At 38.2% G+C, this 18,553-nt stretch carries 13 protein-coding genes and 1 pseudogene; 11 read left to right on the top strand and 3 right to left on the bottom strand.

Features of this window, described 5'->3' with window-relative positions:
- Nucleotides 1-19: 19 nt before the first annotated feature.
- Nucleotides 20-1,015 (top strand): LacI family DNA-binding transcriptional regulator, encoded by a 996-nt coding sequence (locus CUB63_RS14360; protein ID WP_006534039.1) that lies wholly within the window; start codon nucleotides 20-22, stop codon nucleotides 1,013-1,015.
- 29 nt (nucleotides 1,016-1,044) lie between these two features.
- Here the strand turns inward: CUB63_RS14360 and CUB63_RS14355 are convergent, their stop codons facing one another.
- The gene (locus CUB63_RS14355) at nucleotides 1,045-2,511 is read right to left on the bottom strand and encodes a glycoside hydrolase family 32 protein (protein WP_109848349.1); all 1,467 of its coding nucleotides are present in this window, start codon (nucleotides 2,509-2,511) and stop codon (nucleotides 1,045-1,047) included.
- A 272-nt stretch (nucleotides 2,512-2,783) separates the two neighbouring features.
- On the opposite strand from CUB63_RS14355, the gene CUB63_RS14350 reads away from it, so the two are divergent.
- The 9 genes and pseudogenes from CUB63_RS14350 to CUB63_RS14310 all read left to right on the top strand — a co-directional run bounded on the left by CUB63_RS14350 (nucleotide 2,784) and on the right by CUB63_RS14310 (nucleotide 14,189).
- Nucleotides 2,784-3,731 carry an aminoimidazole riboside kinase gene (locus CUB63_RS14350; RefSeq protein ID WP_072065114.1) on the top strand — a complete coding sequence of 316 codons (948 nt, stop codon included), beginning with the start codon at nucleotides 2,784-2,786 and terminating at the stop codon, nucleotides 3,729-3,731.
- Between the two features lie 232 nt (nucleotides 3,732-3,963).
- Complete coding sequence (gene rarD / locus CUB63_RS14345) at nucleotides 3,964-4,875, top strand: EamA family transporter RarD (protein WP_109848348.1); 912 nt, start codon at nucleotides 3,964-3,966, stop codon at nucleotides 4,873-4,875.
- 122 nt (nucleotides 4,876-4,997) lie between these two features.
- Complete coding sequence (gene purT / locus CUB63_RS14340; RefSeq protein ID WP_109848347.1) at nucleotides 4,998-6,185, top strand: formate-dependent phosphoribosylglycinamide formyltransferase; 1,188 nt, start codon at nucleotides 4,998-5,000, stop codon at nucleotides 6,183-6,185.
- A 260-nt stretch (nucleotides 6,186-6,445) separates the two neighbouring features.
- Nucleotides 6,446-8,330, top strand: a pseudogene (htpG, locus tag CUB63_RS14335) (molecular chaperone HtpG).
- A 181-nt stretch (nucleotides 8,331-8,511) separates the two neighbouring features.
- Nucleotides 8,512-9,156, top strand: a complete 645-nt coding sequence (gene adk / locus CUB63_RS14330; protein ID WP_006534026.1) for an adenylate kinase — start codon at nucleotides 8,512-8,514, stop codon at nucleotides 9,154-9,156.
- Between the two features lie 161 nt (nucleotides 9,157-9,317).
- Complete coding sequence (gene hemH, locus CUB63_RS14325) at nucleotides 9,318-10,298, top strand: ferrochelatase (protein WP_109848346.1); 981 nt, start codon at nucleotides 9,318-9,320, stop codon at nucleotides 10,296-10,298.
- Between the two features lie 163 nt (nucleotides 10,299-10,461).
- Nucleotides 10,462-11,580 (top strand): LPS O-antigen length regulator Wzz(fepE), encoded by a 1,119-nt coding sequence (gene wzz(fepE), locus CUB63_RS14320; RefSeq protein ID WP_072065109.1) that lies wholly within the window; start codon nucleotides 10,462-10,464, stop codon nucleotides 11,578-11,580.
- A 103-nt stretch (nucleotides 11,581-11,683) separates the two neighbouring features.
- Complete coding sequence (locus CUB63_RS14315) at nucleotides 11,684-12,994, top strand: inosine/guanosine kinase (RefSeq protein ID WP_109400182.1); 1,311 nt, start codon at nucleotides 11,684-11,686, stop codon at nucleotides 12,992-12,994.
- Between the two features lie 172 nt (nucleotides 12,995-13,166).
- Nucleotides 13,167-14,189 (top strand): DUF481 domain-containing protein, encoded by a 1,023-nt coding sequence (locus tag CUB63_RS14310; RefSeq protein ID WP_109848345.1) that lies wholly within the window; start codon nucleotides 13,167-13,169, stop codon nucleotides 14,187-14,189.
- A gap of 155 nt (nucleotides 14,190-14,344) precedes the next feature.
- On the opposite strand, the gene CUB63_RS14305 is transcribed toward CUB63_RS14310, so the two are convergent.
- Nucleotides 14,345-15,280, bottom strand: a complete 936-nt coding sequence (locus tag CUB63_RS14305) for a GlxA family transcriptional regulator (protein WP_109848344.1) — start codon at nucleotides 15,278-15,280, stop codon at nucleotides 14,345-14,347.
- A gap of 138 nt (nucleotides 15,281-15,418) precedes the next feature.
- On the opposite strand from CUB63_RS14305, the gene CUB63_RS14300 reads away from it, so the two are divergent.
- Nucleotides 15,419-16,543: an alkene reductase gene (locus CUB63_RS14300; RefSeq protein ID WP_109848343.1), complete on the top strand. Its 1,125-nt coding sequence runs from the start codon at nucleotides 15,419-15,421 to the stop codon at nucleotides 16,541-16,543.
- A 118-nt stretch (nucleotides 16,544-16,661) separates the two neighbouring features.
- Here CUB63_RS14300 and ybaL read toward each other — a convergent pair whose 3' ends face one another.
- Nucleotides 16,662-18,422 carry a YbaL family putative K(+) efflux transporter gene (gene ybaL / locus CUB63_RS14295; protein ID WP_072065107.1) on the bottom strand — a complete coding sequence of 587 codons (1,761 nt, stop codon included), beginning with the start codon at nucleotides 18,420-18,422 and terminating at the stop codon, nucleotides 16,662-16,664.
- Nucleotides 18,423-18,553: the final 131 nt, after the last annotated feature.

Here is an 18,553-nt window from a genome sequence, read left to right as displayed (position 1 = left end):
AACCAATCGAGCCAATACTATGGCGTCACTGAAAGATGTAGCTCGACTTGCATCCGTTTCTTTGATGACAGTCTCAAGAGCGATTAATAACCCTGAGTTATTAAAACCAGAAACACTGAAGCAAGTCCAAGATGCGATTGATCAACTTAACTATGTTCCAGATTATTCTGCACGAAAAATTCGTGGACAAGGAACAAAAGTATCATCAATTGGTGTTCTAGCAATTGATACCGCAACGACACCATTTTCGGTGGAAATGATTTTATCGATAGAACAAACCGCAAGAGAATTTGGTTGGAGTTCATTTGTTGTCAATTTGACTGCACAAGATTGTTATGAAAATGCAATTTGGCAACTTTTGGCTCAACGTCCAGATGGTATCATCTATACCACTATGGGGTTGCGTGAAATCACTGTACATGAAAAGTTGTTTGATAAGAATTTAGTGCTAGCAAACTGCTTGGATAAAACGCACGCTTTTCCAACTTATATTCCCGATGATTATCATGGGCAGTATTTTGCGATGAAAAAAGTCATCGAAAAAGGGTATCGCCGTCCTTTGTGTTTTTATATACCTGAAGAGTCAGTTGCAGGCCCTATTCGTCGTAAAGCGGTCGAAGATGCTTGGCTAGAAGCTGGGTTGCCATTGGCTGATCTGCAACAATATACGATGATATTTGGAGATGAGCACTATCGTGATGTGATTGAAATATTGAAAAAGCATTGTGTTCATCAAAAAGCTGACTTTGATATTCTCATTTGTGGTAATGACCGTATTGCATTTTTAGCTTACCAAGTTTTACTTTCTATGGGGTTACGTATTCCAGAGCAAGTAGCTGTTTTGGGATACGACAATATGATTGGTACAGGAGAGTTGTTTTATCCACCATTAACAACAGTACAACTTCCTCATTATGAATTAGGTAAAGAAGCGACATTGCATATCATTCAAGAAAGAAACCATAGAGATATCGTACACGTACCTTGTCAATTAGTTGAACGTGAGTCTATTTAAAGACTCACGTCTTACTTATCTTCTCAATATCAGTAAATACTATTTAGTTGCCAATATTCACCATTAATCAGTGTTGCATCACCATTCATAGCAAAAAGATGTAAAGCTTGGATATCTTGTTGAGCATAATATCGACTACTAAGGGTGAATTCCCCTTTATTTACAAAGACTTCAATTGATGAGCGATCAATAAAAATACGTAAATTTAATTCACAACCTTCAGGTAATGGAATGCTTCTAGCCCCACTTATATTATGCTGAGGGTAATGACGATTAAGCACTAAACGATTTGATTGATTATCTACAAAAAGCTCGAGTCCTTCACCTAGCCATAAGCCAAATTTCTCGGCTTGGCTGTCTAAAGACCATGTTAAATCGAGTTCGATAGCTGATGTGTTATCAATCAACTCTATAGATTGATGGCTTAATGTGAGAGGTTTAATGGTGTTTTTTTCTTGGCGTAATGATTCAATTTCTTTGACTGGCACCATACGTAAACGATTTTTGCTCTTATCAAAGGTAATTTCGCGAGGCAATGTGAAGCAACCAGCCCAAAACTCTGCTTTTGATGGCATGGGTGAATTCCACATATCCATCCAGCCCATAGAAACACGACGACCATCAGGAGTCATAAATGATTGTGGCGCGTAATAGTCATGGCCATTATCAAGTTCAATAAAGTGTCCTTGTGGTTTAAACGGTTGATTTGGTGACCACTTGCCAATTAATGCACCTGATTGAAAGAGGTTGCTATATTGATAGCCTTCAGCACGTTTTCCTTGTGGTGAGAAGACGATTGCAAATTCATTTTCTTGACTAATAGGAAAGAAATCTGGGCACTCCCACATATAGACATTTTTATCATCTGTTTTTCCTAAAACAGTGTAATCATTGTTCCACTGCTGGCCTTCGACAAATAAATTTTCGCTAGAGAAGAGTAGGACTTGTCCTTGATCTTTTTCATCACGCGCACCAACAACCATCCACCATTTACCTTCTTGATACCAGACTTTAGGATCACGAAAGTGCATATAGCCTTTAGGGGGTTCTAAAACGATGCCTTTTTTCTCAAAATGAATACCATCTTCACTGATAGCAACACATTGTGCTTCATAGATTTGGCTATCATCCCCTTCGGCGGCTAACCAATTGTGTCCTGTATAGAAAAGATAGAGTTTGCCTTCATGGCTAATGGCTGATCCTGAGAAACAACCACTTTTGTCGTACTCATCTCCCGGCGCTAACGCGATGGGTTGGTGTTGCCAGTGTATCATATCGGAGCTAGTGGCATGTCCCCAATGCATTGGCCCCCAATCTTGAGAATAAGGATGGTGCTGATAAAAGGCATGATATAAACCATCATGATAAATAAGACCATTAGGGTCATTTAACCAACCCGCAGGCGCAGCTAAATGAAACTGGGGATAAAATTTATTGCCTCGTTTTTCAATCAAAGTATTTAAGGCGTTTGTTGATTGTTCTAAGCGGTGTTTCATATCATTATCCTTATTCTATTTTAGAGTTATTAGTGTGTTTTTAAGAGCACAGAAAAGGTAAAGAACAGACTAATCACACTATTACTCTTGTTGTTAACGATAACATTTAGAGCGAAAAAAATACGATGCATGAGATTGACTTTATCATATTATCTTATTATGTTAACGTTATCAGTGTGGATTTACGAGCAATATCTTTACTTATTCGTTATGAATAGTCATAAAAACAGAATATAGTTAAGAAAAATAATTGCTTATCTTCAGGAGAGATTATGAAAGTCTGGTCTTTAGGTGACGCTGTTGTTGACTTGATCCCATTGCAAAACATGCAATATGAAGCATGCGCTGGTGGCGCGCCTGTCAATGTTGCTGCGGGCGTCGCTAAGCTTGGTCAACAAAGTGGTTTTATTGGACGTGTAGGTGAAGATGCGTTCGGCCATTTTATGCAAAAAACATTGTTTGACCTGGGGGTCGATACTCGCGCAATGGAATTTGATGAGTTTCACCGTACCAGTACTGTTCTTGTCTCTTTACAAGAAAATGGTGAGCGTGATTTTACTTTCTTAGTTGCTGAGTCTGCTGATCAATTTTTAACGGAAAAATCTTTACCTGCGTTTGAAAAAGATATTTTGCATTTTTGCTCTTTAGCATTAGTGAACTCCATTTGTCGCTCAACTTTGGATACGGCGATTAAGAGTATTAAAGAAACGGATTCATTGCTGAGTTTTGATATTAATTTACGCCCTCAAATGTGGCGTGATCACGAAGAAATGCGCGAAGTTATCGATAATTATGCGCATAAAGTTGACATATTAAAATTATCAGAAGATGAGCTTACGTGGATGACACAAGAAGTGACATTGAATAATGCCCTTAAAAAATTAGAAGATTATCCCGCGCGTTTAAAAGTGATCACCCAAGGCTCTAAAGGTTGTTTAGTTTTAACGCCAAATACTCAAATCGCATTGAGCGCTTTTACCGTTGAGTGTGTAGATACTACAGGGGCTGGTGATGCCTTTATGGCTGGTTTATTAGCGGCGGTGGCAGAATATGGTTTTGCAGAAGATGAGCAATATTTATCGAAAATAGTGACGCAAGCGGCGGCTTGTGGTGCTTTAGCCACAACTCAAAAAGGGGCGATAGCCGCGGCACCAAGTCGTAAAAAATTACGTGATTTTGTTCAGCAGCAACCACCTTTACATGTTAGGGAGATTTTCTAACAACTTACCTATTTTTTCTGGTTGTGGTTTTTACCACGGTTTTCCCTTAATGGTATTTTCCAACTCTCCATTTATAACTACTTTTCTCGGCGTCGTTATTTGTGGAGATTTTTTTTATCTTGTCTATGTCATCGTACTGATGTTTGATCAATCAGCGATGCTGATCATATTGTTCTGTCTATTTTAAGCGTATGATATTAAACCTTATTGACTTTTATTGATGGAACATTAAATGTGGGCTCAATCGGGCGCAGTATTAGCCATTTTTTCTTATATTCTTTGGGGAATAACGCCACTGTTTTATCGGCTGTTACCCGGAGCACAACCGTTAGAAATGTTGGCTCAACGCTTGATCTGGTCTATCCCTCTTTTATTACTCGTACGACTCTTTATTAAAAATAGGACACGATGGCGCGTTGTTTTGCAGGATAGGCGCTCTATTTTTATGTGCCTATTTAGCTCAATGGCCATGGCCGTTTCTTGGTGTACATTTACCTATGCATTAACACATCAACAAGTATTAGAAGCGAGCTTGGGATATTTTATTAATCCACTTTTCTCTATTTTATTAGGTGTCATCTTTCTTAAAGAACAGCTTAATCTAGCAGAAAAATGGGCTGTTACCTTAATTTGTGCCGGAGTGGGGTATCAATTGTGGATGTACGGTGAATTACCTGTACTCGCTATCATGATGGGGGGCGCATTTGCTGTATATGGTTTGATCCGTAAGTTTATTCGTTTTGATGTGATCACTTCTTTATTTATGGAAACACTCTGGTTAATGCCATTAGCAATAGGCGTGACCATTTGGTTGTTTATGACAGATAAAAGCGCGCTACCTTCAGCAGATAATCTGACTCGTTTTTATTATGTTTTAACCGCACCTGTTACCATATTGCCATTATTGTTTTTTACTGCAGCTGTGAAACGAACGACGTTAACCGTTATTGGACTAGCGCAATATATAGAACCTACTATTCAATTTTTACTAGCTGTTTTCTTATTCCATGAAGCTTTTGATGAAGTTAAAGGTGTCAGTTTTTCTCTAATTTGGCTAGGGCTTTTATGCTGTATCTTGGCACTTATCCGAAAACGTCTTAATTATCTAAAAATCCAAAAAGGAAAACGCAGCCAAATTTCGTAATGGTTTTCTTTCTTCGATTGATTATTTTTGCCGGCCTATTTTTCTATCAAGTAAAATCCGTTATGCTACGCAAATGCAATCGTTTGCGTCATTGGGTTTTTGATAAATAGTGAGGATGAAGAATGACTGTGTTGGGTACGGCTCTTACCGCTAATGCAACAAAAGTAATGCTATTAGGTGCAGGTGAACTGGGTAAAGAGGTGGCGATTGAATGCCAGCGCCTAGGTATTGAAGTGATTGCAGTTGATCGCTATCCCAATGCACCCGCGATGCATATTGCACATCGCCATCATGTGGTGAATATGCTTAATAGCAATGCATTAAAGCTCATTATTGAACAAGAGCAACCTGATTTTATTGTTCCTGAAATTGAGGCGATAGCAACTTCGTTATTGGTTGAATTAGAACAAAAAGGGCAAAAAGTTGTTCCTTGTGCCCGTGCCGTAAAACTCACAATGGATAGAGAGGGGATCCGTCGTTTAGCTTCAGAAACATTACTTTTACCAACATCAAATTATCAATTTGTCGATGATGAAGTGAGTTTTAAAAAAGCCGCTTTAGATATCGGTTTTCCTTGTATTGTCAAACCTGTTATGAGCTCGTCGGGGAAAGGGCAAAGTGTTATCCGTAGTGAAAATGATTTAGCACATGCTTGGGCCTATTCTCAAGAGGGCGGACGAGCAGGAAAAGGGCGTGTCATCGTTGAGAAAATGATCCCATTTGATTTTGAGATCACGTTACTAACTATTCATGCTGTTGATGGTATCCATTTTTGTGCTCCCATTGGTCATCGGCAAGAAAAAGGAGATTATCGTGAGTCATGGCAACCTCAAAAAATGAGTGATATAGCCCTTGCTAAAGCAGAACATATTGCGAGTAAAGTGGTAAAAAATTTAGGGGGTTATGGATTATTTGGCGTAGAGCTATTTGTGCAAGGTGATGAGGTGTTTTTTAATGAAGTTTCTCCTCGTCCTCATGATACAGGATTGGTGACGCTAATCTCACAGGACTTATCAGAGTTTGCTCTTCATGTTCGCGCTTTTTTAGGTTATCCCATTGGTGGTATTCGTCAGTTAGGTAACTGTGCTTCAGCTGTTATTTTGCCAGAGCTACATAGCTCAAATATCGTTTATTCCGGTATTGAAAAAGCGTTGAAGGCGAACCGTCAAATTCGTCTTTTTGCGAAACCTGAAATTGCCGGCTCTCGCCGTTTAGGTGTTGTGCTTGCTCATGCTGATACAATAAAACATGCATTAGATGAAGCAACTGCAGGTGCCAACGCTATTATTGTTAATGACGCTCAAAAATAGCAATGTAACACAAATATTTTCTTATTTACCGCTAAGTAAACGCTATTAACTTAGCGGTAAAATCTGGCTTCTAGCCATTGAAGTATAAATATTCTGTAATTAAAAATATTGAGAAAAGTCATTTCACATTTTTATCTCTCTTAGACCATTAATCACTTTTATTAGCTTAATTTTTTACTCGACCCTTGAAACTAGCTTAACTATCCCCACTTTTTACTCATATTGTTTTTTTCGCCAAATTAGGATTAATTGAGGTAAAAATGAGTATGAAAGGTCAGGAAACAAGAGGATTTCAGTCTGAAGTTAAACAACTTCTTCAATTAATGATCCATTCTCTTTACTCCAATAAAGAAATTTTCCTTCGCGAATTGATTTCTAACGCATCAGATGCGGCAGATAAATTGCGTTTCCGTGCATTATCAGATGCAGCGCTTTATGAAAATAACGGCGAGTTGCATGTGCGTATTTCCACTGATAAAGAAGCGCGTACTTTGACTATCAGTGATAATGGTATTGGTATGACTCGTGATGAAGTCATTGATAACCTGGGTACTATCGCAAAATCAGGAACAAAATCATTTTTAGAATCTATCGGACAAGATCAAGCTAAAGATAGCCAACTAATTGGTCAGTTTGGTGTTGGGTTCTATTCCGCGTTTATCGTTGCAGATAAAGTGACCGTACGCACTCGAGCTGCGGGCGAAAGCGCAGATAAAAGGTGTTTTTTGGGAATCTGAAGGTGAAGGTGATTACACCGTTGCTGATATTGAAAAAGCTGATCGTGGTACTGACATCACACTGCACTTACGTGAAGGCGAAGATGAGTATTTAGATGACTGGCGTCTGCGTAGCATTATTAGTAAATATTCCGACCATATTTCTTTGCCTGTTGAAATTGAAACGAAAAATGAAGAAGACGGCACAGTAACGTGGGAAAAAATTAATAAAGCGCAAGCACTGTGGACTCGTAATAAAGCCGAAGTGAGTGATGAAGAGTATAAAGAGTTTTATAAACATATCTCTCATGATTTTGCTGACCCATTAAGCTGGGTACATAACCGTGTAGAAGGTAAGCAAGAGTACACAAGCTTATTATATGTGCCTTCAAAAGCACCTTGGGATTTATGGAATCGTGAACAACGTCATGGCTTAAAACTGTATGTACAGCGTGTCTTTATTATGGATGAAGCTGAGCAGTTTATGCCTAATTACCTACGTTTTATCCGTGGGTTAGTGGATTCTAATGATTTACCGTTAAATGTTTCTCGTGAAATTTTACAAGATAGTTCTGTTACACGTAATTTACGCAGTGCATTAACTAAGCGTGTATTACAGATGCTACAAAAACTGGCAGAAAACAAGCCGGAAGAATATCAAGCATTCTGGAAAGAGTTTGGTTTAGTCTTAAAAGAAGGCCCAGCAGAAGATTCATCTAACATTGAAACAATTGCTAAATTACTACGTTTTGCGTCAACGCATAACGACAGTGATGCTCAAACTGTTTCACTGGAAGATTACGTTAGCCGTATGGTGGAAGGTCAAGAAAAAATCTATTACATCACTGCTGACAGCTATGCTGCTGCGAAAAATAGCCCTCATTTAGAGCTATTCCGCAAAAAAGGCATTGAAGTATTGCTGTTATCTGATCGTATAGATGAGTGGATGATGAACTACCTGACTGAGTTTGATGGCAAATCATTCCAGTCTGTTAGTAAAGCAGATGAATCTTTAGATAAACTGGCTGATGAAGAGAAGCATGCAGAGCAAGAAGAAACAGATAAACAATTAGCTCCTTTCGTTGAACGCATTAAAACCTTGTTAGGCGACAGAGTTAAAGAGGTGAAATTAACACACCGCTTAACAGATACCCCAGCGATTGTGACAACCAGTGCGGATGAAATGACCACACAAATGGCGAAATTGTTTGCGGCAGCAGGACAAGAAGTGCCAGAAGTAAAATATAACTTTGAGCTAAATCCAAATCATCCATTAGTGAAACAAACAGCAGAGTTAACGGATGACGCTTTATTTGCTGATTGGGTCAATTTATTACTGGATCAGGCTTTATTTGCTGAAAGAGGCTCTTTAGAGGATCCAAACCAGTTTATTCGCTTAGTGAATCAACTTTTAGTTCAAAAAGCGTAACTGTTTTCGTTTTCAAACATTTAAACCACGTTTCTTTGAAGAGAGAGCGTGGTTTTTTCTTTTTCGATAAAAATAAAATGCAATCGCTACCGTGATTTCTTGAGCGATGACCTCACAAAATGGTATGGTAATGCGTTTTCGAGTTTAAATATAAAAAATTAAATGCAAGGGGATTTACGCGATGCGTATCATTCTGCTAGGCGCTCCAGGCGCTGGTAAAGGCACTCAGGCTCAATTCATTAAAGAAAACTATGGTATCCCACAGATTTCAACTGGTGATATGTTACGTGCGGCAGTAAGTTCAGGTTCAGAACTAGGACTGAAAGCAAAAGCACTGATGGACAATGGCCAGTTAGTTACAGATGAATTAGTTATTGCGTTAGTTAAAGAGCGCATCAAACAAGACGATTGCCGTAATGGTTTCTTGTTGGATGGGTTCCCAAGAACAATTCCACAAGCTGATGCAATGAAAGAAGCAGGTATCAATGTGGATTTCGTACTGGAATTTGCTGTACCTGATGACATCATTGTTGAGCGTATCATTGGTCGTCGTGTTCACGCACCATCAGGTCGTGTTTATCATGTGAAATTTAATCCACCTAAAGTGGAAAATCGTGATGATGTGACGGGTGAAGAATTAACAACACGTAAAGATGACCAAGAAGAAACCGTTCGTAAACGTTTAGTTGAATACCATACTCAAACAGCACCGTTAGTTTCTTATTATCAAAATGAAGCTAAAGCAAGCAATGCGAAATACTTCAAAGTTGATGGTACACAAAAAGTAAGCGAAATTAACGCTGAACTGAAAAGTATCCTTGGCTAATTTGTCATTGTGATGATTAATCCCGGTTGAGCCGGGATTTTTTTTATCTCTAGGAAAAGGTAAAAAGTCCGATCCAATAAATTGACAAGCACAATCTATTATTTTCCTTTATTCTTCTACACTTTGGTTATCCTAATAAAATAACTCTAAGGAGTCATAGTATGAATGATGCTAAGTATGGTGTTCTTTTGGTTAATCTTGGCACACCTGATGCGCCGACAACGGGGGCTGTTCGACGTTATTTAGCACAATTTCTTAGCGATCCTCGTGTTGTTGATGTTTCTCCTTTGATTTGGAAACCAATATTACAAGGGGTGATATTACCGTTTCGTTCACCTAAAGTAGCTAAGTTATATCAACAGATTTGGATGGATGAGGGGTCTCCTCTTTTAGTTTATAGCCGAGCGCAACAACGTGCTGTTGCGCAGCGATTATCTAATATTCCCGTGGAGTTAGGGATGTGTTACGGTAATCCATCCCTAAATGAAGGGGTTGAAAAGCTATTACAACAAGGTGTTGAGAACATTATTTTGTTACCACTTTATCCTCAATACTCTTGCTCGACTTCTGCTGCGGTATTTGATGGTGTCAGCCGAATTTTTAAAGACATGCGTACAATACCCTCTCTTCACTTTATTCGTAGTTATCCTACACATCCGCTTTATATCAAAGCACTTGTCACCTCTATTGAGAAAAGCTTTCAGCAATATGGTAAACCTGATCGTTTAATTCTCTCTTTCCACGGTATTCCGGAGCGTTTTATCAAAACGGGGGATATTTATTATGATGAGTGTTGTCTCACAACCGAAAAACTAAAAGCACAATTAGAAGAGCAGTTAGGTTATCCTAAAGAACAGGTTATGTTGACATTTCAATCACGCTTTGGTCGTGAACCTTGGCTATCACCTTATACAGATAAAACGATGGAAAAGCTGGGAAGTGAAGGGGTTGAACATGTGCAGGTTGTATGCCCAGGATTTTCATCTGATTGTTTGGAAACATTAGAAGAAATTAATGAACAGAACCGAGAGTTCTTTATTCATGGTGGTGGCAAACAGTACGAATATATTCCGGCGTTAAATGCTGAACCTGAGCATATTGACTTGCTAGAAGCGATGATCCGAGAGGTATGCAAAAAATAATTACTGAATTCGATAAATAAAATTATCGGATTTGATGATATATTAATTTGATCATATTTCAGTTATATATAAACTTATCTTTTCTCATTTTTTAAGTCTTTTAGTGGAAATCACTAAAAGTGCTGATAAACGGACACTGCATTACATAAATTTAGGCAGGAAAATGAATAGTAAGCTTTCAAAACCACAATCTTCAGAAATTGATAAAGGACACTTTGACGATTTCTATCTAAAACAGAATGATGAAATCGATCTTTTTGAATTATTTTCTGTTATTTATAAATCAAAGTTTGTCATTATTGGTATCACGTTATTATTTGCTATCGTTGGCTTTACTGTTGCAAGCTTTTTACCACAAAAATGGACTAGCCAAGCTGCAATTACCAAGCCAATGCTGGATGAAATGAAGCAATTAAGAGCAACATTGACTGAGCTTAGCTTAGTGGATGTTGATACTGGTGTGAATGGTTCATCTGTTTATCAAAAGTTTATTAATAACTATAACTCTCGTGTTTTACGTGAAGAATATTTAGTTAGCACTGACTACTACAAAAGCTTACTGGCAAAAATGGAAGAACCAACGCCATTGGATAAGCGTAGATTAATTGAAAATATCGTAACGAAAGATATTAATTTAAAATCATCGGATAGCAAGAATAGTGATGAAGAATTTAGTGGGGAAATTAATTTAAGCTTTACCGCCCCAACGCCTGAAGAAGCTTACGATTTGCTTTCTGGTTATATTCGTTTTATTTCTACCAAAGTACGAATGGAAGTAAAAGACGAAATTGATGATCAAATTGAGCGTAAATTAAGTTTTGCGAAAAAAGCTTATGAAATGGATTTAGAGCGTATCGCTAATGCGCGTAATGTAAATGTGCAACGCTTAAAATATGCGTTAGAAATCGCAAATGCCGCTGGGGTTAAAAAACCAATTTCCAGTGAAGGTGCACAAATTAAAGATGACCCTGATTATTCTATTGCCATGGGTTCTGATGCATTAAGTAGTAAATTGGCGATCACAGAAGCTATCACTGATCCAACCACAGTAAGCTCTGATCTGAAAAACCGTTTATATAACATGAAGCAGTTAGAAAAAGTGAAATTAGATGAGCTTCAATTTGTACCCTTCAAATATATGTTGAAGCCTTACGAACCGACTAAAAAAGATGCGCCTAAACGCGCTCTGATTTTAGTTGGCGCCGCTTTTGTTGGTTTCATTCTGTCTGTTATGGGTGTTTTACTGAGCTATATGGCAAGAAGCCGTCGTAAAACCGCATAAAAATATCTTTAAATAAGTAGGTGTACTGACGTACACCTACTGTCTCTCCCATAATATTGTGTTAACATTGCGCATCTTTTTTAGCTGTGTAGCATCGTTCACAATGAAATTCCCTGGCAAACGAAAATCCAAACACTATTTTCCCGTTAGTTTACGAGATCCTCTATTACAACCCATTATCAATATGACGGAGAGTGAATCTTCGCGCGCTTATATTGTCGGCATTGACCAAACACTGGTGGATATCGAAGCGAAAGTTGATGAGGCATTTATTACCCGTTATAACTTGAGTCAGGGACACTCTCTTGTTATTGAAGATGATGTCGCAGAGGCACTTTATCGTGAATTAACAGACAATAATCTGATAACACACGAATTTGCTGGCGGTACGATTGGTAATACGCTACATAACTACTCTGTATTAGCTGATGATCGTTCTGTGTTATTAGGTACTATGTGTAATAACATTCAGATTGGTAGCTATGCTTATCGTTATTTATGTAACACATCTAGCCGTACTGATCTTAATTACCTCCAAGGTGTTGATGGTGCAATTGGTCGCTGTTTTACGCTGATCACGGAAAATGGCGAACGTACATTTGCGATTAGCCCTGGTCAAATGAACCAACTTAAACCAGAAAGTATTCCGGAAGAGGTGATTGCAGAAGCTTCTGCGTTGGTATTAACGGCTTACTTAGTTCGCTGTAAACCGGGTGAACCGATGCCGTTAGCAACCATGAAAGCGATTGAGTATGCGAAAAAATATGATGTACCTGTGGTTCTTACGCTGGGTACAAAATATGTTATTGCAGATGATCCACAATGGTGGCGTGATTTCTTAAAAGAGCATGTTTCTGTTGTCGCAATGAACGAAGATGAAGCTTTTGAATTAACAGGACATGCTGATCCTCTGTTAGCTTCCGATGCTGCTTTAGAATGGGTTGATTTAGTGTTGTGTACTGCAGGGCCTGCTGGGCTTTATATGGGCGGTTATACAGAACACAACTTTAAGCGCCAAACCTCACATCCTTTATTACCCGGTGCTATTGCTGAATTTAATCGTTATGAATTTAGTCGTGCAATGCGTCGTAAAGATTGTGAAGAGCCAGAGAAAGTCTATTCTCATATTGAACCTTATATGGGTGGCCCTGAAAAAATCATGAATACGAATGGTGCGGGTGATGCGGCATTATCAGCATTACTGCATGATATTACAGCGAATAGCTATCATCGCATCAATGTGCCAAATTCAAGTAAGCATCCTCGCACTTATTTAACTTATTCATCGTTAGCACAAGTCTGTAAATATGCTAACCGAGTGAGTTATCAAGTGCTAAGTCAGCATTCTCCGCGCTTAACACGTGGCTTGCCTGAAAAAGAAGACAGCTTAGAAGAAGCTTATTGGGAGCGTTAAATACATCTATCAACACGCTATAATACATTACTTTATAATTTGTCTTAATAATTCATCTTATTAAGACTATTTCAATACACAAGAGTAATTAATCAATTATATAGGTTAGTTATCTTGTGTATTTTTATATCCCTGACTACAGTTATAAAGACTTAAATAAAGGGGAATATAGATGCACAAGAGTATAAGTTTTTTATTTTTAGTTTTATTTTCTGCTGGAGCATGTGCTGATAATATATATTTAAAGAATGGTGATGAAATATCGGGCACTATTTCTATTATTGACAGTAATAGAATCCTTGTGAAAACAGATTATGCTGGTGAAATAAGGATTAACCTTGATAATGTCAAATCTTTTACGGTAAATACACCATCGTTAATAAAAAATGCAACCTTTTCAAAGTGGACATCAATAAATTCAATTGAGAGTTCATCTGAGGGGGAAATTACATTAATAACCGATAATAATAAAGAAAGAGTGCCAATTAATGACTCTTTAGTCTTAAGTAAAGATAAAGTAGATAATAAATTAAGTGCAGTATCGATAGATAATAAAATAACAGGAAGCTTAAATGCAGGAGCTTCTTATAATAAAGGCTCTTCTACTAATGAGAAATACTCGGTAGATGGGAATCTCAATATTGCTAATGATATATGGCGTCAAAATTTTACTGGTGCGATGTTACGTAATAAAGATGATAGTAATGTAAGTACTTATTACTATAATTTAGGTTATGATCTTGACCGCTTTATAACACCTTCATTTTTCTGGCGTGGTTATGTCAGTTACCAACATGACTGGGTTGAGGATATTAAAGAAAAGGCAGGAGTTGGTACGGGCCCAGGTTGGCAAGTATGGGATGATGAATTAAGCTCATTATCTTTTACTACTTTATTAAGTTATCAAAACTTAAAATACCGTTATGATGGGGATGCTAATTACTTACAAGGTGCTTTAGGTTGGGATTATAACCAACATCTTTTTGCTAAAAAAGTAACTGCTTATACCAAAGGTCGTATTGGTCGTAGTTTTGATAACGATGTTAGCCTTGATTTAAATGCGCGAATTGGTCTTATGTATAATGTCACTGATAGTATTAATCTTAATGCCAATATTGTGAAAGAAAAGACAAAAGGTGATAAAGCGGATTCAAGTAATACCAATTATACCTTTGGTGTCGGTTATCGCTGGTAATAAAGATAAATAGCCGTACTGAAAGAAATGATAAAAGCCATACCTTAATTAAAACTGTCCAATAAACTGGGGTCAGTTCATTTCAAGGAGTGGCTTTTTTATAACGTCTGAATTCGTCCTAAATAAGGTTGACACTTTTTAGGAATAGCTAGCTATTATTGATGAAAGATACGTTGGATCGTTTGTGGTGATTGATCAAAGGCTCTTAAAAAAGCTTGTCGCATACGTTCTCTATCACCAAAACCTGTCTCTCTCGCGATAATTTCTAATGAATTCATTGTGGTCTCTATTCTCATTCTCGCTTCTTCAACGCGTAATTGCTCAATGGCTTTTGCGGGGGATTGTCCTGTTTCACTTCTAAATATACGGCTAAATTGCCTTGGGCTGAGATTAGCAATTTGAGCAAGGGTTTCAACAGAGAGATCGCCGTTGATATTCTCTTTTGCGTAAGTGAGTGTTTTTTGTATCCGATCGGTTTTTGCATCAAGATCAAGTAGTGCTGAAAATTGGGATTGTGCACTTCCTCGGCGATGATATAACACTAATTTTCTCGCAATATTTCGAGCTAAATCCTGTCCAAAGTCGTTTTCAACCATTGCTAAGGCGAGATCAATACCTGCAGACATACCCGCAGATGTCCAGATGTTGTCATCAATAATAAAAATTTTATCTTCTTCTAAAATTACATCAGGAAAATCTTGCCTAAATTTTTTTGCATGTAACCAGTGGGTAGTTACTCGCTTATTTTTCAGTAAACCTGCTTTTGCTAATAAAAAAGCACCAGAGCAAACAGAAGCCATTCGGCGTGTATTCACACTAATATCTTTTATTATTGATATTAACGTATCAGAGCCAAAGCCTGCGTGGTAATCTCCTGAGATTATTAGTGTGTCATAGTCAGATGTAGGAAGTAAGGGGGCACTATCAACGGTAATGCCGTAGGATGCGTGGATCAACCCGCCTTGATCTGAATAGATTTGGAAATCATATAATTTTTGTTGCGAGAGTAAATTTGCATATTCAAAAACACTCGCCACTGAAAGGCTAAAGGATTGGAAATGGGGATAAACAATTAATCCTATTTTTAACATGTGTCACCTCAAGGCGCTCGTTTGTTAATTTCTTCTTTTCATCTTACCACGATGTCCTAAATCATTGCATATATGTCATTGAGGTCATTTAAAGGTGGGTCTAATATTCAAACATACTTTTTAAAGGAGTGGTTACAGATGAAAAATAGTCTTTTATTTGAGCCCGTAAAATTGGGGTGTCACCAATTAAGAAATAGAATAGTTTTACCGCCATTAACGCGCTCAAGAAGCTCTCAGCCTGGCAATATTCCTAATGAACTGATGGCTACTTATTATGCTCAACGAGCAGGTGCGGGGCTAATGGTCACAGAAGGAACACAAATTGAGCCAAGAGGTCAAGGATATGCTTGGACTCCAGGTATTTATAGTCCAGAGCAAATTGAAGGCTGGAAAAAAATAACGCAAGCAGTACATGATAAAGGCAGTGTCATTTTTGCTCAGCTTTGGCATGTAGGACGTGTATCACACACTTCGTTACAACCTCATGGTGATGCGCCTATCAGTGCTTCTGATATACCGGCTACGGGTGTTAAGGTTTTTATCGAAACAGCGCCACACCAAGGTGCTTTGGTTGATCCTTCAATCCCAAGAGCGCTAACGACAGACGAAGTAAAACAAGTGGTTCAGCTTTATGCTCAAGCTGCGCGTAATGCAATGGATGCGGGTTTTGATGGCGTTGAAATCCACAGTGCTAATGGTTATTTAGTGAACCAATTTATTTCATCACAAAGTAATAATCGTGATGATGAATATGGTGGAACACTCAAAAATCGTCTGCGTTTTTTAAAAGAAATTGTTGAAACCGTATCGAAAGAGATTGGCTCAGAAAATTTAGGTGTTCGTTTTTCTCCTCTGTTTTCAAGTACAAAAGAGGAGCGGGTTTATCTGGGAATTGTTGAGGATGATCCTCGTGAAACGTACATCGAAGCGGTAAAAATTTTAGAAGATAGTCATGTTGCTTATCTGTCAATCGCAGAAGCTGATTGGGATAATGCGCCTGAAATGCCGATAGATTTTCGTAAAGATATCCGTCAAATTTTTAGTGGTGCTATTTTTTATGCTGGGCGCTATACAGCAGAACGTGCAATAAAACTTATTAAAGAGGGTTTGGCTGATATGATTGCATTTGGCCGTCCTTTTATTGCTAATCCTGATTTACCCGAACGTATTGCGCATAATTGGCAATTAAATAATGTTGATCATACTTCTCTTTATGGGGGTGATGCTAAAGGATATACAGATTATCCAGCCTATAAAGAATAAGTATTATTAATGTGCTTTATTCTTTTATTCCCGTTATTAAAAATAACCCCTCAAGTAATAAATGACTTAAGGGGTTATTAGCAAGTAAACTTAGTGAACTTTAAGCCACCATGCTGAGTTATTGCGCTGCGCTAGGTGCAATGATTTGTTGACCATTTTCAGGTGTATCATCAATAGCACAACCAAATTCGACTTCTTTAATTAGCATATCCGCCATGGCAGATGCCGTTTGATCTTCATCGATAACGACGTGATTTGCACCTTTCTCAAGGATAAAAGAAGCTTCTTCATCATAGTTAGCACGCACGATAATATCGTCAAAATGAGCACGAACAATGATATTTAAATCAGGGTTCATGCTTCTTGCTGTTTCGGCGATATCAGCTGCTTCATAACCATTAGGTATCGTCAGTAATAAAGATTTAGCACAATCAATACGGGCTAAAGCAAGTGACTCTTTGGTTGATGCATTACCCAGCACTGTGTTTAAACTTTTTTCTTTTAATTCAGCGAATTTGTTACGGCTATTTTCGATAATAACTAATGGGATAGATTGAGCTAATAATTTTTCAGCAAGCATACTTCCCGCGCGACCATAACCGACGATAATAGCGTGACCACAAATATCAACAGGGACGGGCATCTCTTCTTCTAGCTCTTCTTGTTGTAGTTGTTCTACTTCTTCTTTGGTTTCTGTTTTTGCCAGATAACGGTCTAATAAAGAGAACAGCACTGGGTTTAGCATAATAGAGACTAAAGCACCAGCTAACACCAGATTACGAGCATCTGGTTCCAAAACGTTTAGTGCCACACCGAGGCCCGCAAGAATAAAGGCAAACTCACCAATTTGCGCAAGGCTGACTGAAATGGTTAAGGCAGTACGTCGGGAATGTCCAAACATTCGTACAAGGAGTAATGCAGCTACTGATTTACCAATAATAATGATAGCCAGCGTTGCTAAGATGCCGAGAGGGTGTTCAATTAATACCATTGGGTCAAACAACATACCGACAGACACAAAGAACAGAACTGCGAAAGCATCTCTCAGTGGTAAAGTATCTTGAGCCGCTCTGTGGCTTAATTCAGACTCGTTAAGCACCATACCGGCAAAGAATGCCCCTAATGCGAAGGAAGCATCAAATAAAGTTACAGCACCATAAGCGATACCTAAAGCAAGGGCGAGTACACTCAATGTAAATAACTCACGAGAGCCTGTTGCTGCGGTTTTGGCTAAAATCCAAGGAATAAGTTTACGACCAACAATCATCATGATTAAGATAAAGGCAACGACTTTACCGATAGTGATGCCTAAATTGATCATCAGTTGAGAAACATTGGTTTGATCGCTACTTTCCAGCATATTGGCAATAGCAGGGAGTAGTACAAGAGCTAACACCATAGCTAAGTCTTCAACAATCAACCAACCAATAGCAATTTGACCTCGTTGGCTATCAATCAGGCCTCTTTCTTCAAGTGCGCGTAAAAGTACAACGGTACTTGCTGTTGATAGACATAAACCGAATACAATGCCACTAAATAAACCCCAGCCAAAAAATGCTGATAATCCCAATCCTAATAGTGTTGCTACTGCAATTTGAGCAATAGCACCCGGAATAGCGATGGCTTTTACTGCCATTAGATCTTTTAATGAAAAGTGTAAACCTACGCCAAACATTAGCAGAATAACGCCAATTTCAGCGAGTTCAGGAGCGAGAGAAGTATCAGCAACAAAGCCGGGAGTAAATGGGCCAGCGAGTACGCCTGCAGCAAGATATCCTACTAAAGGTGAAATTTTTAGCCGTTGAGCGATCATGCCTAAAATATAAGCAAGTGCTAATCCACCAACAATGGTGGTAATGAGAGGTGTTGAATGCGGCATCAATTCTCCTTCTTTTTATAAAACTACATGTATCGAGGGGCGAGTAATATAGCAGGCTGATAGTTTAGCGTATTCATGCAATAAATTCGCTAAAAATTATCGATTATTTATAAAAATAGCAAGTTTATTGA

The organism is Proteus penneri (assembly GCF_003144535.1).
GTDB classification, from domain to species: Bacteria; Pseudomonadota; Gammaproteobacteria; order Enterobacterales; family Enterobacteriaceae; genus Proteus; species Proteus penneri.
Note: the sequence above shows the minus strand (reverse complement) of the source record. Positions and strands in the feature narration are given on the sequence as shown.

Bases quoted from the DNA above. Each gene is read 5' to 3' on its own strand.
- CUB63_RS14360 (WP_006534039.1), top strand. From the start codon at position 20: ATGGCGTCACTGAAAGATGTAGCTCGACTTGCATCCGTTTCTTTGATG.
- CUB63_RS14355 (WP_109848349.1), bottom strand. From the start codon at position 2,511: ATGAAACACCGCTTAGAACAATCAACAAACGCCTTAAATACTTTGATT.
- CUB63_RS14350 (WP_072065114.1), top strand. From the start codon at position 2,784: ATGAAAGTCTGGTCTTTAGGTGACGCTGTTGTTGACTTGATCCCATTG.
- rarD (WP_109848348.1), top strand. From the start codon at position 3,964: ATGTGGGCTCAATCGGGCGCAGTATTAGCCATTTTTTCTTATATTCTT.
- purT (WP_109848347.1), top strand. From the start codon at position 4,998: ATGACTGTGTTGGGTACGGCTCTTACCGCTAATGCAACAAAAGTAATG.
- adk (WP_006534026.1), top strand. From the start codon at position 8,512: ATGCGTATCATTCTGCTAGGCGCTCCAGGCGCTGGTAAAGGCACTCAG.
- hemH (WP_109848346.1), top strand. From the start codon at position 9,318: ATGAATGATGCTAAGTATGGTGTTCTTTTGGTTAATCTTGGCACACCT.
- CUB63_RS14315 (WP_109400182.1), top strand. From the start codon at position 11,684: ATGAAATTCCCTGGCAAACGAAAATCCAAACACTATTTTCCCGTTAGT.
- CUB63_RS14310 (WP_109848345.1), top strand. From the start codon at position 13,167: ATGCACAAGAGTATAAGTTTTTTATTTTTAGTTTTATTTTCTGCTGGA.
- CUB63_RS14305 (WP_109848344.1), bottom strand. From the start codon at position 15,280: ATGTTAAAAATAGGATTAATTGTTTATCCCCATTTCCAATCCTTTAGC.
- CUB63_RS14300 (WP_109848343.1), top strand. From the start codon at position 15,419: ATGAAAAATAGTCTTTTATTTGAGCCCGTAAAATTGGGGTGTCACCAA.
- ybaL (WP_072065107.1), bottom strand. From the start codon at position 18,422: ATGCCGCATTCAACACCTCTCATTACCACCATTGTTGGTGGATTAGCA.